At 74.3% G+C, this 15,527-nt stretch carries 12 protein-coding genes; 2 read left to right on the top strand and 10 right to left on the bottom strand.

The features are described 5' to 3' along the window. The 3 genes from EBO15_RS34675 to EBO15_RS34665 form a co-directional block, all read right to left on the bottom strand. Positions 1-2,018: beta-ketoacyl synthase N-terminal-like domain-containing protein (locus tag EBO15_RS34675; RefSeq protein ID WP_267898450.1), on the bottom strand; the 2,018-nt coding region annotated here is incomplete at its 3' end. Positions 2,019-2,143: 125 nt separating this feature from the next. After that, entirely contained in the window at positions 2,144-3,121 is a 978-nt protein-coding gene (locus EBO15_RS34670; protein ID WP_122198699.1) for a DUF1702 family protein, read from the bottom strand. A gap of 185 nt (positions 3,122-3,306) precedes the next feature. Next, entirely contained in the window at positions 3,307-4,296 is a 990-nt protein-coding gene (locus EBO15_RS34665) for a DUF1702 family protein (protein ID WP_233616632.1), read from the bottom strand. 197 nt (positions 4,297-4,493) lie between these two features. Here EBO15_RS34665 and EBO15_RS34660 point away from each other — a divergent pair, with 197 nt between their 5' ends. Further along, positions 4,494-5,966 (top strand): MFS transporter, encoded by a 1,473-nt coding sequence (locus EBO15_RS34660; RefSeq protein WP_122198705.1) that lies wholly within the window; start codon positions 4,494-4,496, stop codon positions 5,964-5,966. On the opposite strand, the gene EBO15_RS34655 is transcribed toward EBO15_RS34660, so the two are convergent. The 7 genes from EBO15_RS34655 to EBO15_RS34625 form a co-directional block, all read right to left on the bottom strand. Beyond that, positions 5,963-7,087: a zinc-binding dehydrogenase gene (locus EBO15_RS34655; protein ID WP_122198697.1), complete on the bottom strand. Its 1,125-nt coding sequence runs from the start codon at positions 7,085-7,087 to the stop codon at positions 5,963-5,965. The two genes, EBO15_RS34660 and EBO15_RS34655, sit on opposite strands and share 4 nt — an antisense overlap. Next, positions 7,087-7,383: a putative quinol monooxygenase gene (locus tag EBO15_RS34650; protein WP_122198696.1), complete on the bottom strand. Its 297-nt coding sequence runs from the start codon at positions 7,381-7,383 to the stop codon at positions 7,087-7,089. Before EBO15_RS34650 ends, EBO15_RS34655 begins: the two co-directional genes overlap by 1 nt. Beyond that, a complete protein-coding gene (locus EBO15_RS34645) occupies positions 7,380-8,054 on the bottom strand; it encodes a glycerol-3-phosphate responsive antiterminator (RefSeq protein ID WP_233616631.1) in 675 nt (224 codons plus the stop codon). The genes EBO15_RS34650 and EBO15_RS34645 overlap by 4 nt, the downstream gene beginning before the upstream one ends. A 33-nt stretch (positions 8,055-8,087) precedes the next feature. After that, positions 8,088-9,644, bottom strand: coding sequence for an FAD-binding oxidoreductase (locus tag EBO15_RS34640; protein ID WP_122198694.1), 1,557 nt, complete (start codon positions 9,642-9,644; stop codon positions 8,088-8,090). After that, on the bottom strand, positions 9,641-11,311 hold the full coding sequence (locus tag EBO15_RS34635) for a glycerol-3-phosphate dehydrogenase/oxidase (protein WP_199744985.1): 1,671 nt from the start codon (positions 11,309-11,311) through the stop codon (positions 9,641-9,643). Before EBO15_RS34635 ends, EBO15_RS34640 begins: the two co-directional genes overlap by 4 nt. Before the next feature lie 63 nt (positions 11,312-11,374). After that, complete coding sequence (locus EBO15_RS34630; RefSeq protein WP_122198692.1) at positions 11,375-12,931, bottom strand: FGGY family carbohydrate kinase; 1,557 nt, start codon at positions 12,929-12,931, stop codon at positions 11,375-11,377. Between the two features lie 208 nt (positions 12,932-13,139). Further along, positions 13,140-14,561, bottom strand: a complete 1,422-nt coding sequence (locus EBO15_RS34625) for an MFS transporter (protein WP_122198691.1) — start codon at positions 14,559-14,561, stop codon at positions 13,140-13,142. A gap of 280 nt (positions 14,562-14,841) precedes the next feature. Between EBO15_RS34625 and EBO15_RS34620 the strand changes: the two genes are divergently transcribed. Continuing rightward, positions 14,842-15,513 (top strand): glycoside hydrolase family 25 protein, encoded by a 672-nt coding sequence (locus EBO15_RS34620; RefSeq protein ID WP_122198690.1) that lies wholly within the window; start codon positions 14,842-14,844, stop codon positions 15,511-15,513. The last annotated feature ends 14 nt before the right edge of the window (positions 15,514-15,527 follow it).

The following is a 15,527-nucleotide window of genomic DNA, read 5'->3' as shown; positions in this document are numbered from 1 at the left end:
GGCAGCGCGTCCGCGCCGACCGCGCCCGCCCAGTGCAGCGCGGTGATCTCGCCGAGGCTGTGCCCGACGGCGACGTCCGCGCGCAGGCCGAGGCCCGCCAGCACCCGCAGCCCGGCGAGGGAGCCGGTCGCGATGCGGGGCTGCGCGACCTCGGTCGCGGTCATGTCGCCGGTCTCCGGGAGGCCGACGCGGGTGTAGACCTCGTCCGCCTCGGCGAACCGGCGGCGAAGCGCGCCGCCGGTCGTGGACCGGCCCGACCCCTGCCCGGGGAACAGGTACCCGACCCGGGCGGGCCGGGTGACGTGGCCGAGGAACGCGGTGCCGTTCGGCGCGTGCAGCGAGGTCTCGCCCGCGTCCAGCGCGTCCAGCAGCCGCCGCAGGCCGCGCTCGGCCTCGGCGGGCGACGGCGCGATCACCGCCGCCCGGTAGGGACGCCCGGCCAGCCGCCGCCGCGCCGTGTCGGCCAGGTCGGCGAGCTGCCCGTAGGCGACGGACGGCACCCAGTCGGCCAGCTCGGCGACGCGGGCGCGCAGCTCGCCCGGGCTCCCGGCGTCGAGCAGCAGCAGCTCGGCGTCCTGCGGGGACGCGGCGAGCGCGCGGGTCGTGGCGTCCAGGCCGGATCCGCGGACCGGCGCGCCCTCCACGACGATGTGGGTGTTGATGCCGCCGAAGCCCATGGCGGTGATCCCGGCGCGCACCGGGGTGTTCTCCGGCCACGGTTCGGCCTTGCGGAGCGTCCGCAGCCTCGCGCCGTCCTCGGTGAGGACGGGATGCGGGTCGACGCAGCCGATGCTCGGCGGCAGCACCTGGGCGTCCACGGCGAGGACGGCCTTGATGAACCCGGCGACCCCGGCCGCCGCCTTGGTGTGCCCGATCATCCCCTTGATCGAGCCGATCGCGGCGCGCGGCGCGTCCGGGCGGGCCTCGGCGCGCGCCTCGGACAGCGCGGTCAGCTCGGTGACGTCGCCGACCGCCGTCCCCGTGCCGTGCCCCTCGAACAGCGGGACGGTGTCGACGCCGAACCCGGCCCGCTCGTACGCGCGCCGCAGCGCCAGCCGGTAGCCGCTCACCTCGGGCCGCGTGATGCCGCCCTTGCCGTCGGACGAGACGCCCCACCCGGCGACCGTCGCGTAGACGCGCAGGCCCCGCGCGCGGGCGTCGTCCTCGCGCATCAGCACGACCATGCCGCAGCCCTCGCCCGGCCAGAAGCCGTTGGAGTCGCGGTCGTACACTCGCATCTCGCGGCGGGCGAGCGCGCCGGTCTTGGCGAACCCGATGATCTCGAACGGGTCGATGGACAGGTCCACGCCGCCCGCGACCACGACGTCCAGCTCGTCCTCCAGCAGCGACCGGCAGCCGGTCGCGACCGACAGCAGCGAGGACGAGCAGGCGCCGTCGACGGTGTAGCCGCCGCCCTTGAGGTCGAAGTAGTTGCAGACGCGGCCCGCGATCGTGTTGGACAGGCCGCCCGCGAGGCTGTCCTCGTCGATGGCCGGGAACGGCTCCTTGTACCGTTCCTCCAGCTCGGCCAGGAACGAGCCGAGCCGGTCGTCCTCCCAGCCCTCCTCGCGCAGCGCGGCGGCGAGCGTCCGGCGGACGTACGGCCAGCGCAGCCGCATCAGGTTCGCGCGGGCGAACTCGCCGGTGAGGGTGTTGCCGACGATGACGCCCGTCCGCTCACGCGGCAGGCCCTCGCCCTCGGGGAAGCCGGCGTCGGCGAGCGCCCGTCCCGCGATGTCCAGCGCCAGCCAGTGGGTCAGGTCGGTGGAGCGGTAGGTGCTCCCGGCGATCCGGTGGCCGACGCGGTCGAACTCGTAGCCCTCGATGACGGCGGCGTTGCGGGCGTAGAAGCGGTCCGGCGCGGCGGGGTCCGGGTCCCAGTAGTCCTCCAGCCGCATCCGCTCGTCCGGCAGCCGCCGGAAGGCGCGCCGCCCGGCGAGGACGTTCTCCCACAGCTCGTGCGGCGAGGCGGCGTCGGGGTACCGGCACGCCAGGCCGACGACGGCGATCCTGCTCATCCGAATTCCCTGTTCTCCCTGCTCGTCCGGCACACCGCTGTCGGGGGCACCGCTGTCCTGGGCACCGCTGTCATGGGCACCGCTGCGGGCGCCGCCTGTCCGGGGGGCGCCCGTCCGGGCGGCGCTCACGCGAACTCGGCGGCGATGCGCTGCCGCCACGTCTCGTAGGCGGGCACGAGGCCGTTCCGCCCCTGGGGCGGGTGGTCGGCGTCGTCCGGCAGCTGCTCGGCGCAGACCATGGCGGCGCGCTCCGGGGTCGTCCCGCAGAACACCTGCGTGGCCAGGCCCACGTGCGGCACCATCAGGTCGGCGCGGAGCCGGGCCTCGGCGCCGAACGCGCTGCCCTGCGCGAGGATCGGCCGGTGCGCCCCGGCGCGGTCGCGGAGCCGGACGAGTTCCTTCTCCTCGACGCCGCCCGCGTAGGTGGCGGCCAGGCCGACGCCGCCGTACAGGTCGGCGCGGCGATGCTCGGGGAAGCCCTCGACGGTGTCGGCGACCAGTTCGGCGTCGGTGCCGCACACGAACCACAGCCCGCGGCCGATGCCCTGGTCGATCACCCGGAGCGGGTAGCCGTCCGGTCCCGAGCGCGGCCAGGGGAACGACGCCTCGCGGAACCGCTGGCGGACGTACCGGTCGGTGTGGAAGTACGCCTGGTGGAAGCCGTAGCCGTCCAGCACGAGCCAGCGCAGCAGCGGGTCGGGCGCGTGCAGCGTCCGCCAGCGGAACCGGGGCAGCCGGGCCATCGCCCAGCCGATCCCCACATAGGCCATGTAGACGTGCGGGGAGCCGGGGCCGGCGAGGAACTCCTCGGTCCGGCCGCGGCCGCCGCCCGGCAGCCCGTCCAGCATGGCGAGCCCCATCGTCGCGCCCTCGTAGGCGAACCCGCGGAAGCGCGTCGGCACCTGGTCGAGCCGTTCCTTCGCGGCCGCCGCCGAGGGGGCCTCCATCGCGTCCGCGTAACCGTCCAGGAAGGTCGCGCCGATCGTCTCCAGCAGGCCGCGCGCCTCAGGGTTCTTCACATGGAAACCGCGGACGTCGAGATGCGTCTCGGACTTCTTCGGCGTGAGAATCCGGCTGCGGAGCCTGCGCCACTGATTCGCCAAGATGTGCTCCCCGCTTCGGTGCCCGGTCGGGCCTTTCTCTGCTACGAATCTGCCCGTGTCACAGGCCCTGCGGCTACTTCGCGTGTGCTCCGAGGGCCCCTGGACGAGAAAGGGCCCGGAAACGGCGAAAGCCGTTTCCGGGCCGTCCCGGCACGTTCAAAGAAAACGCGTCTAAAGAAAGGGTGTCAGTCGGCGGCGCGCGCCTTCTCCAGTCCCTCCTGGACGTTCTGCCGCCACCGTTCGTAGGCGGGCGCGGACCCGCCGGAGGCCCCCGTGACGGCCGTGTCGTCGGCGAGCCGGACGGCCCGCTCGACGTCCAGCCCGGCGAGGCGTCCGACGGCGTCCCCGGTGTGCCCGGGGACGAAGCCGGAGTGGTGCCGGGCCTTGACCGCGAACACCGAGCCCTGCGCGAGCTCGGTCCGGTGGTCGCCCGCCTCGTGGCGCAGCGTCGCGTAGCCCGCGTCGCCGGTGCCCCCGGCGAAGGTGGCGGCGAGCCCGACGCCCGCCCACAGGTCGGCGTGCCGCTCGGCCGCGAACGCCCGGACGGCCGCCGCGACGTCGCCGGGGTTCCCGCCCCGGACGAACCAGAGCGCCCGTCCGATCCCCTGGTCCACCGCACGCGGGAAGTAGCCCGCGTCGCCCTCCCAGGCGTAGGCGGCCGGGCGTTCCTGCCTGTCGATCCAGCGTTCGGTGTCGAAGTAGGCGAGGTCGAAGCCGTAGCCGTCGACGGCGAGCCAGGACATCTCGGGGTAGTAGCCGCCGTCCCGGGGCAGGTCCGGGGCGACCTTGCGCCAGAGGACGCGCGGCAGCCGGGCCATCGCGAACCCGATCCCGATGTAGGCGAGGAAGATGTGCGGGCGTCCGGGCCCGAGCAGCAGGTCCCGGGTGCGGTGCCCGCCCCGGGGGGCCATCGCGTCGAGGACGGCGCAGGCCATCGTCGCGCCCTCGTAGGCGAACCCGCGCTGCTCGGCGTCGACGAGCGCGAGCCGGCGCTCCAGCTCCCACTGGCTGCGCGGGTCGATCCCCCATTCGAAGCCGCACACCACCGCCTGCGGGATGGCCTCGAGCCGCTCGGTCGCCTCCGAAGGCGACACCGGGAACCCCCTCCCGGCGAAGCTCACCTTCTCCAGGGACGGTGCCAGCACGAGTCTGCGCAGCGAACCGATGATCGGCACGATCGCCTCTCCCTCCGCGACGGGTCCACCCCTCATGCTCCGCCGCCGGGCCCCCGCCCGCATCTCCTCGTATGCCGCCCGCCCCGGGCACCCGGGCCCTCCCCCGCGCGTTGAGGGTCGCCGGCCATGACGCGCTGGTCGGCCCGCGCCCGGGCGGCCGAAGTCTCCGGGGCGCGTTCAGCGTGACGATGGAGGTCATGCATGTTCGAGATGAGAGAACGCAGGCAGAACCCCCCGTCACGGCGTCCCGGCGGGTGTGGTGGACGCTCGCGGTGGTCAGCGCCGCGCAGCTCCTGGTGGTGCTGGACGGGACGATCGTGAACATCGCGCTGCCCTCGGCGCAGCGCGCCCTCGGGATGTCGGACGGCGACCGCCAGTGGGCCGTCACCGCCTACGCGCTCGCGTTCGGCGGCCTCCTCCTGGTCGGCGGACGGGTCAGCGGAGCCCTCGGCCACCGCCGCGCCTTCCTGACCGGCCTGCTCGGCTTCGCCGCCGCGTCGGCCCTGGGCGGCGCGGCCCCCGACCCCGGGACACTGTTCGCGGCGCGCGCCGTCCAGGGCGCGTTCGCCGCGCTGCTGGCCCCCGCCGGGCTCGCGCTGCTGACCACGACGTTCACCGATCCGAAGGACCGCGGACGGGCGTTCGGGGTGTTCGCGGCGGTCGGCGCGGCGGGGTCGGCGGTCGGCCTGATCGCGGGCGGCCTGCTGACCGAGTACGCGAGCTGGCGCTGGTGCCTGTACGTGAACGTCCCGCTCGCGCTGGCGGCGGCGGCCGGTGTCGCGGTCGTCCCGAAGGACCGTGCGCTCGGCGCGGGCCGGGGCCGCCTGGACGTCGCCGGGGCGCTGCTCAGCCTGTCCGGGTTCGCCGCGCTGGTCTACGGCTTCGCGCAGGCCGAGACCCGCGGCTGGGCGTCCGCCGAGGTCACCGGCCTCCTGGCGGGCGGCGTCGCGCTCCTGCTGGCGTTCGTCGCGGTCGAGTCCCGCGCGGCGCAGCCGCTGCTGCCGCTCCGGGTGCTGCGGCACCGGGTGCGCGCCGCGGCCTTCGTGGCGATCACGCTGCTGTTCGTGGCGATGTTCGGCTTCTACCTGTTCATGAGCTTCTACACCCAGGCCGTGCTCGGATACTCACCCGTCCAGGCCGGGCTGGCGCTGCTGGTCAACGCGGTCGCCGCGCTGGCCGGGGCGTCGCTCCTCGCCGGACGGCTGCACGGACGCGTCCCGCCCGCGCTGCTCGTCGTCCCCGGGCTGCTCGCGGCGGCCGCCGGGGTGCTGATCCTGACCCGCCTGAGCGTGGACGGCCCGCACGTGTTCGCGCTGCACCTGCTGCCCGCGCTCGTCCTCACCGGCCTGGGGCTCGGGTGCGTCCTGCCCCCGACCGCGAGCCTCGCCACGGCGGGCATGGAGGGACACGACATCGGCGCGGGCGCCGCCGCCTACAACGCGGCCCAGCAACTGGGGGCCGCGCTGGGCACGGCACTGCTGAACACGCTCGCGTCCGGTGCGGCGGCCGCGTACCTGGCGGGCCACCCGAACGCGGCGCGGGCCGCGTCCGTCCACGGCTACACCCACGCGCTGACGGTCGCGTTCGGCATCCTGCTCGCCGCCGCGTGCGTCACCGCCGCCCTGTTCGCCGGACGGCGCGGGACGGCGGATCGGCCCGAGAACGGCTAAGGCAGGACGAGCTGCCGGACGGCCTGCCCGGCGGCCAGGGACTCCAGCGCCTCGTTGAGGTCGGCCAGCGGGAGGCTGCCGGTGTGCAGGAGGTCGACCGGCATGCGGCCCGCACGCCACAGGTCGATGAAGCGCGGGATGTCGCGGCGCGGGACGGCGTCGCCCATGTAGGAGCCGAGCAGCGACTTGCCCTCCCCGGCGAACGCGAGGGCCTGGACGGCGTCCAGGGTGCGGTCCGGGGCGGGCAGGCCGACGGAGACGACCCTGCCGCCGCGGTCGACGGCGCGCAGGGCGTCCGCCATGACGGGCGCGGCGCCGACGGCCTCGACGGCGACGTCCGCGCCGCCGCCGGTGAGGTCGCGGATCGCGGCCTGCGCCTCGTCCGGCGCGACGGCGTGGTGGGCGCCGAGCCGCAGGGCCAGCTCGCGCTTGGCGGGCACCGGGTCCACGGCGATGATCGGGAAGGCCCCGGCCGCGACCGCGCCGAGCACGGCCGACAGGCCGACGCCGCCGAGCCCGTACACCGCGACCGACTGGCCCGGACGCACCGACGCCGTGTTCACCACCGCTCCCGCCCCGGTCAGGACGGCGCAGCCGAACAGCGCGGCCACCTCGAACGGCACGTCGTCCGGGATCGGCACGGCCGACTCCTCGGCGACGACCGCGTGCCGCGCGAACGCCGAGACGCCCAGGTGGTGGTGGACGAGGTCGCCCGACGCGTCCCGCAGCAGGGACGGCCCGTGCAGCAGCGCGCCCGCCCCGTTCGCCGCCGCCGCGTTCGCGCAGAGCGCCGGACGGCCCTCGTCGCAGCGCTTGCAGCGTCCGCAGCTCGGCACGAACACCAGGCAGACGTGCTGCCCCTCGGTGAGCCCCCGCACGCCCGGCCCGACCTGCTCGACGACACCGACGGCCTCGTGTCCGAGCGCCATCGGCAGCGGCCGGACGCGGTCGCCGTTCACGACCGACAGGTCGGAGTGGCACAGCCCGGCGGCGGCGATCCGGACGAGCACCTCTCCCCCGCGCGGCGCGCCGAGCTCGATCTCCTCGATCCCGAGCGGCGCGCTGCCCGAGTAGGGACGCGGCCGGGCGACGTCGCGCAGGACGGCGGCGGTCGTCCGCATCAGTCCTCCCCGAGCGGGTTCAGCCGGTACACCTCGCGGCTCTCCAGCCGCGGCACGATCCGCCCGAGGACGATCCGCTGGAAGTGCTCGGTCTCGCAGTGCGCCTTGAAGGCGTCCTCGGAGTCGTACTCCTCGTACAGGACGACGAGGCGGTCGTCCTCGGCGCCGAGGTGGGCGCGGTAGGCGCGGTTGCCGGGCTCCTTGCGGGACTCGCGGGCCATCTCGTCCAGGAGCGGGAGCAGGCCGTCCCGCTCGCCGGGGGCGGCGAGGTAGCGGGCGACGACGACGAAGCTCATGACGTGCCTTTCTTCGTTGGAGCGGCCCCGGTCCCGGCCCCGGTCCCGGCGGTGAGCCGTTCGCGGGTCAGGTGCCAGAGCCGGGGGTCGGAGGTGGCCACGGCCGCCGCGCCGAGCGCGAGCGCGGCGGCGGCGTCGCGTTCGGTCTCGACGAAACCGGCGGCGACGTAGGGGCTGAGCAGGCGCTTGGCCTCGGGGTCGAGCCGCGCCACGATCGGCGCGGGCATGATCTCGACCAGGTCGGGACGGCCCCGGCCCACCGCGTCCAGGCTGCGCCGCAGGTTGGACCGGTCGGTGACGAAGACCTTCATCATCGTCAGCAGGTCGAGCGAGTGCCCCTTCTCGACCAGGGAGAGGCGGGTGCTCACCGCGCCCTGCGCGCCGTTGTCGCGCAGGAACTCCAGCGCGCCCCGGTCCTGGGCGAGACCGGGGCAGCTGTCCACGTTGACGAACACGGTCTTCTCGGCGCCGCGCAGCGTGGCGAGGACGCCGCCGAGCTGCCCGACCGGGACGGACGCGAGGATGCACACGTTCGCCGGGGCGTCCATGAAACCCCGCACCCGCTGGGTGCCGACGACCGAGGCGATCACCGGCACCTCGCGGAGCGAGGCGGCGAGGCGGGGCAGCATCCGGGTGACGGCGGACGCCGCGGACGGCCTGCTGGAGTTCATCATCTGCCCCCGTGGCGGGTATCGGTCAGCACATCAGTGCAGCGGTGACGTGCCGAAACGGCTGGGAAGTCCCAGCTTGCCAGGGTTGAGGATCCCGGCGGGGTCCAGGGCCTCCTTGACGGCCTTGAACGTCGCGAAACCCGCTCCCAGGGCGTCCTCCATGTAGGGGCCGCGCAGGAGGCCGCAGCCGTGGTGGTGGCTGATCGCGCTGCCGTGCCGGATCAGGACGCCGTTGGCGGCGTCCCAGACGGCGCGGTACCAGTCGCGGCGCTCGTCCGGGTCGACGTCGCCGCGCAGCGAGAAGTAGACGCAGGCGCCGTCGGTGTAGGCGTGGGACTGGTGCGCGGACGCGGCGAGGGTGCCCGGGACGCCCTGGATCGCGGCGACGACGTCGTCGTACACGGCCGGGAGGGCCGTCCAGGTCGCGGCCATCTCCAGGGTGTCGGCGACGAAGCCCGGACCGGGCTTGAAGCCGTCGGCGGACTTGCCGACCAGCATCCGCTCGTCCAGCCAGCGCTCGAACACGGCCTTGCCGTCGAGCTCGGTGCCGCCGGTCTCGCGGCAGACGGCGTCGCTGACCCGCAGCCCGGCGTCGATCAGCTCCGGGTCGCCCTCGTCCGCGATGAGCAGCAGGTTGGTGTCCGGGTGACCGAAGTGGACGCCGCTCTCCAGCGTGTCGTAGAGGCGCAGGACGGCCGGGGTCGCGCCGCGCTGGAGGATCTTGCGGCAGGCGTCCAGGCCCTCCGCGAAGGTCGCGAACCCGAAGGCCAGCGCGTTGGCGTACTCGGGGAGCGGGTGGACGCGCAGCCGCGCCGAGACGATCACGCCGAGCGTGCCCTCGGACCCGACGAACAGCTGCCGCAGGTCCGGGCCGACGGCGGCGCGCGGGTAGTCGCCGTAGGTGGCGCGGGTGCCGTCGGCGTGCACGACGTCCACGCCGAGGACCATGTCCTCGATCTTGCCGTAGCGGGTGGACAGCTGCCCGGCGCCCCGGCAGGCGATCCAGCCGCCGACCGTGGAGATCGCGAACGCCGACGGCCAGTGCCCGGTCGTCGCCCCGAACTCCTCCTGGAGCCGCTTCTCGAACAGGTCGCCGAACATGCCCGCCTGGACGTCGACGATCAGCGACTCCTCGTCGAAGGAGGTGATCTGGTCGAGCGCGCACAGGTCCAGGACGACGCCGCCGAACACCGGCAGGGCCGCGCCGGTGACGTTGCTGCGCCCGGCGGACGGCGTGACCGGGACGCCGTTCTCGTGGCAGATCCGCAGGACGGCCGCGACCTGGTCGGCGTCGGCGGCCTCCACGACCACGGCGTCCGGGGTGGCGGGACGGCCCTCGGTCTCGCCGATCATGGACCCGGCCCACCAGTCGCGGGTGCGGGCCACGACCTCGTCCCGGGAGGTGTGCACGGCCTTCGCCACCCCGCGCAGCGCCTCCACGACGTCCTCGGGGACGGTCACGACCTCGCCCTGGAGCGCCGCCGGGCCGTCGCCGATCGCGGTGTTCTTCGCCCAGCGGGACGGGGACGGCGCGCCCACGACGTAGTCGCCCCGGTTGAACGGATGGGTGATCGTCTGACGGCTGATCATGCGGAGACTCCTTCGAGCAGGACGGACTTCTCGTGGGCGACGGCGGCGCGGTACTCCGCGACCTGCGCGTCGATCTGCTGGGGGGTGAGGCCGAGCTCGGCGCCGAGCAGCTCGCCGACGACCTGGGCGGCCTCGGCGGACGCGTCCCGGCCGAACAGGCGGGCGCGGGTGCGGCGGGACAGCACGTCGTCCACCGACCGGGCCAGCTCGCAGCGGGCCGCGTACACGACCTCGGCCTTCGTGTAGGGCATCCCGGGGATCACCGGCTCGGCGAGCGAGGGGTCCTCGGCGATCAGGTCGTGGACGAACCGCGCCTCGGTGCCGAACCGCTCGCCCAGGTGCGCGGCGATCCCGCCGGACGCGGCGACCGCCTCGGCGTCGTAGCCCGCGCCGCCGAGCAGCGGCAGGTTCACGGTGCGGCTGCGGCCCTTGCGGCCGAGCACCTCCATGACCTTGTCCACGACCAGCTCGCCCATGTGGCGGCTGGTGGTGAGCTTGCCACCGGTCACGGTGACCATGCCGCCCGCGCCGACGGTGATCCGGTGGTCGCGGCTCATGTCGAGCGTCGCGCCCTCCTTGCCGCCGACCAGCGGGCGCAGCCCGGCGATGCTGCCGAGGACGTCGTCCGGGGTCAGGTGCACGTCGAACGCGGTGTTCGCGCCCTCCAGGAGGAAGTCCATCTCCTCCTTGGTGCACAGGACGTCCTCCAGCGACCCCCGGTAGTCCTCGTCGGTCGTCCCGAGGACGACCGCGTCGCCCCAGCGGGTGCAGGTCGCGCGGCGGGCCCGCCCGGGGATCGGGACGGTCACGGTGCAGTCGATGCGCAGCTTGCTCCACGGCACCACGATGTGGACGCCCTTGGCGGGCCTGACCTGCGGCGAGTGGCCGGACTGGGCCATCGCGTCGAGCGTGTCGGACCACACGCCCGTCGCGTTCACGACGGCCGAGGCGCGGATCTCGAACTCCTCCCCGCCGTCCGGGGCGACGCGCGCGCCGGTCACCCGGCCGCCCGCGTCCGTGGTGACGTTCTCGACCCGCGTCCCGTTGAGGACGGCCGCGCCGAGCGCCGCCGCCGTCCGGACGATCGTCAGCGTCAGCCGGGCGTCGTCGGCGCGGCTGTCGTAGTACAGCAGGCCGCCGGTGAGCTGCCCGGCACGCAGGGTCGGCGCGTGCGCCAGGACCTCGTTCACCGTCAGCCGCTGGTGCAGCTTGCCGATCCGCCAGCCGCCGAGCAGGTCGTAGGTCCACAGCAGGCCCTCGAACGCCTTGGCCAGCCGCGGGTCGAGCACGCCGTCCTGCTTGAGCAGCGGGAACAGGAACGGCAGCCGGTGCACCAGGTGCGGCGCGTTCTTCCGGAACCGCTGCCGCTCCAGCAGCGAGTGCCGGACGAGTCCCAGGTTGCCCTGCTCGATGTAGCGGAGCCCGCCGTGCACCATCTTGGACGACTTGGACGAGGTGCCCGACGCGAAGTCGTCCTTCTCCACGAGCGCGACCCTCAGCCCGCGCGACACGGCGTCCAGCGCGGTGTACGCGCCGGTCACGCCGCCGCCGACCACCAGCAGGTCGAAGCGTTCGCCGGCCAGCCGACGCAGCGTGGACGCGCGGTCCAGGGCCAGCGGGCGGGCTCGGGTGGCCGCCGCCTTCCGGCTCGGCCTGCGGGCGGGCATGGTGATCACGACATCAACTCCTGGTGGTTCACGGGTGCCGGGGGACGCTGTTCGGGAGGCGCGTCAGCCGGCCGGGTGCTCGCCGGCGGCCCCGGCGAGGCGCGGTGCGAGGACGGTCCGCCATTCGGCCCGCCTCCCGTCGCGCTCCGCCGGGCCGAGCGCCGGTTCGAAGACGCGGCCGATCGGCTGCGCCTCCACGATGGTCTTCAGGGACGGCCAGAGGCCCAGGCGGGCCCCGGCCAGGTAGGCGGTGCCGCGGAGGCTGGCGGTCGCCGAGTCGGCGTCGCGCTCCAGCGGCAGCCCGATGAGGTCGGCCTGGATCTGCATGAGCGTGTCGCTGCCCGCGACGCCGCCGCCGACCCGGATGCGCCGCAGCGGCGACCCGGTGGTGGCGGTCACGCCGTCCACGAGGTCGCACACCGAGTGCGCGATGCCCTCCAGGACCGCGCGCGCGAGCTGGGCGCGCCCGGTCGCGAGGGTCAGCCCGGACAGCGCGGCCGTCGCGCGCGGACGCCACCGCGGGGTCCGGACCCCGGCCAGGGCGGGCACGAACCACGCCCCGCCGGACGAGTCCGCCTTCGCGGCCAGCTCGCTGATCTCCGCCGGGGTCTGGAAGAACCCGAGGTCCTCGCAGAACCAGCGGAGCGCCGAGCCGGTCGTGGAGCAGTACGCCTCGAGGCTGAAGTGCGTGGTGTCGCCCTCGCGCCGTCCGACGTGGGTGAGGACGCCGTCCGCGCCGGGGACGGGCGGGTGGACGTCGGTGCCGGTCGCGGCGTCGGCGAACGTCCCGGTGCCGTACATGCACATGGCGTCGCCCGCCGCGAGGCCGCCGAGCGCGATCAGGGCGGCGTGCTGGTCGCCCATGGACGCCGCGATCGGCACGGCCAGGCCGAGGACGCCCTCGTCGGTCACGCCCAGGACCTCGTCGTCGGAGCGCAGCTCGGGCAGCAGCTCGACGGGGAAGCCGAGGCGCTCGATCCACGCGGTGTGCCAGGCGTGCTCGCGCAGCAGGTAGCCGCCGGTGGAGCAGGCGTTGGTGGGCGTCGTGGCGTACGCCCTCCCGCCGGTGAGGTTCCAGGCGAGCCAGGTGTCGACGGTGCCGAACAGCAGGCGGCCGTCCGCGGCGGCCTCGCGGGCGCGCGGGTTCCCGGCGATCTGCCGCGCCGCCCAGAGGAACGGCGACCGGCTGCCCACGGGACGGCCCGTCCGGTCGAGCAGGTCGGCGTCCCAGTCGGCCTCCAGGGCGAGCAGGTCCCCGGCGTAGCGGCGGTCCTGCCAGACGACGGCCGGGGCGAGCGGGCGGCCCGTCTCCCGGTCCCAGAGGACGGCGGTCGCGCGCTGGGTGGACAGCGCGACGGCCGTGACCTCGACGCCGTCGGCGCGGGCGGCGGCCAGGGCCTCCCGGCACACCTCCAGGGTCGCGGTCCAGATCTCGGCGGCGTCCTGCTCGACCGAGTCGTGGTCGGGGTGGTCCACGCCGATCGGCCGGTAGGCGACGCGCGCCACCGAGCCGTCCTGCAGGACGACGCCCGCCCGGGTCCCGGTGGTGCCCTCGTCGACGGCCAGCACGCCCGGGCGCCGCGGCGCGCGGTTCCGGACGGGGGTGATGCTCGGCGTCATCGTGCGGACCCCTCCTTCGTGGGGTGGGCCCGCCGGCCCGGACAGGCCGGCGGGGACTTACGTGACAGGGCTGTACGGGTGGGACACGCTCACGAACCGCGAGATACCCACCTAGGCCCGCGGATACGGCCGGGAACGGGGACCGGCGTGCCCGCGCGGACGGTCCGGCGCGGGCCGGACGGGCTGCGCCCGCGCGGGCACGGCCGGATCAGCCCGCGGCGGGGGCGGGAACGGCCGCGCCGGGGAGGTCCTCCTCGTCCCGGGCGCCGGCCCGGGTCGGGTCCCACTTGATCAGCAGGCAGGTGATGAGCCCGGTGAGCGGCACCACGGCGAGGACCAGGAAGGTGTGCCCGAGCCCGAGGTTGTCCTTGATCTGCGGGAACAGGTAGAGGCCCACGACGCTGCCGAAGCTGCCGATCATGCCGGTCACGCCGGTGCCGAGCGTGCGCACCTCGCTGCGGTAGGACAGCGCGGCGATCGACTTGCCGTTCGCGCCGGGTCCGGCCGAGTGCGCGAAGATGAACAGCACCGGCAGGATGAACGCGAACCAGGTCGGGACGTGCCCGAAGGTCAGGCCCATGACGACGAGCACGACCAGGACGATCGCGAACCCGGCCGCCGAGCTCAGCCGCAGGCCGATCCGGCGTCCGACGTAGGCCGACAGCAGGCCGCCCGCGATGCCGAACGCGTTGAAGATCATCGAGCCGACGGTGGCCTTCTCGAAGCTCTGCCCGAAGATCGCCAGGCTGATCACCGGCAGGTACCAGCCGACCGCGAAGTACTGCATGGCCTGGTCGAGCGAGATGACCGACGACAGGATCGTCCGGGGCAGGTACTTGCCGCGGAACAGCACGCCCGCCTGCTTGAACCCGACCGCCGGAGGAGCGCCCCCGGCGTCCGCCCCGCTCTCGGGCTCACCGGCCTCGGCCTTGATCCCGTAGAGCCGTCCGAGGTTGCGGGCGGCGTCGGCGAGCCGTCCCCGGCTGGCCAGCCAGGACGGGCTCTCGATCAGGAACTTCAACTGGCCCAGGAAGAGCACGAGGGCGAACACGCCCGCGGACCCGACCGACCAGCGCCAGATGTCCGCGCCCGCGTCGAGGTTGAAGAACAGCAGGGTCAGGGCGAGGTTGCCGGTGGTCGCGATGTACCAGACGCCCTGCCAGAGGTTGAGCCGTCCGCCGAGCTTGGCCGGGGTGTACTCGGCCAGCAGCGCCATCGCGACCGCGAAGTCGATGCCGTAGGCGACGCCCACCAGGACGCGGCCCATCCAGACCGTGGTGAAGTCGCCCGCGAACGCGGCGAGCAGGGCCCCGCCGAGCGCGAACAGCTTGGCGATCAACAGCGGGGGGACGCGGCCGATCCGGCTGGCCAGCCAGCCGCCGACCGGGTTGAACACGATGGCGAGCGCGGGGGCGGTGGCCGTCAGGATCGACACCTGGTCGGTGCTCAGGTGCATCTGCTTGGTCATCGGGGCCAGGCCCGCGCTCAGCGCGGCGTTGGAGTAGGCGTCCAGGAAGAGGCCGCCGAACACCAGGATCCACACCAGTTTGGCGCGTCCGGTGATCTTGCCATGTCCGTCGATGAGCGCTGCGACGTCTTTGACGCCGCGAACAAGGGGGTGGTGCGCCATACGACCTGCCTTCGGGGTACAGCCCGTCGGGGGGTACGACAGCGCTTGAGGGCACGGCGAAGCCACCGACAGGATGGTCTTCGTCTGTGCCTGTCAAACAATGCCCGGATGCTAGGAAAGCGTTAACTCTCCTGTCAAGCCCCGCTTACCTGCGAATCAGCGGATCCCCCGCCCACAACGGAAAAAATCGGTCTCCCGGAAGGGCATCATCCGTTCGGTTGACGCGAGGTTCAGCCGATCGCACGCACCCGTTCCGCTCCCGGGCGGCGAGCGTGGACCCATGAAACGCATCCACGCCCTCCTGTCCCTGCCGCTGGCGGGGGCCGCGGCCGCACTCGGCCTGGCCCTCCCCGCGCAGGCGGAGACCTCACTGCCGCACGGCATCGACACGTCGACCTTCGACCGCGGCGTCGACTGGAGCGACGCCGGCCTCGCCTTCGGCATCGCCAAGGCCACCGAGGGCAGGACCCTGGACGACGGCTCCTTCGCGTCCACCTGGAAGGCCCTCGAGCAGAACGGCAAGGTGCGCGGCGCCTACCACTTCGGGCACCCGGGCAACGACCCGGTCCAGGAGGCCGACCACTTCGTCCGGGTCGTCCAAGCCCAGGGCCTGAAGGACGGCGACCTGCTCGTACTCGACCTCGAGGCCGCCGACGGCCGCTCCACCGACCAGGTCAACGCCTGGGCGAGGACGTGGCTGAAGCGCGTCACCGACCAGACCGGCGTCCGCCCGTTCTTCTACAGTTCATGGTCGTTCGCCCAGCGGTACGGTGAAGGCCTCGGCGACTACCCGCTCTGGGTGGCGCACTACGGCAAGGACGCGGGCAAGGTCACCGCGCCCAGGCCCTGGACGTCCTGGACGATCCACCAGTACGCGTCCACCGACCACGACCACAACGTGTCCCGCCTGGCCCCGGACCAGCTCAGGGTCCTGGGCTACCACCCGGCATGATGATCTCCCGGCGC

The organism is Actinomadura harenae (assembly GCF_003696215.1).
In the GTDB taxonomy this organism is placed as follows: Bacteria; Actinomycetota; Actinomycetes; order Streptosporangiales; family Streptosporangiaceae; genus Spirillospora; species Spirillospora harenae.
The sequence above is the reverse complement of the archived record's forward strand: the minus strand, read 5'-3'. Positions and strand labels throughout refer to the sequence as shown.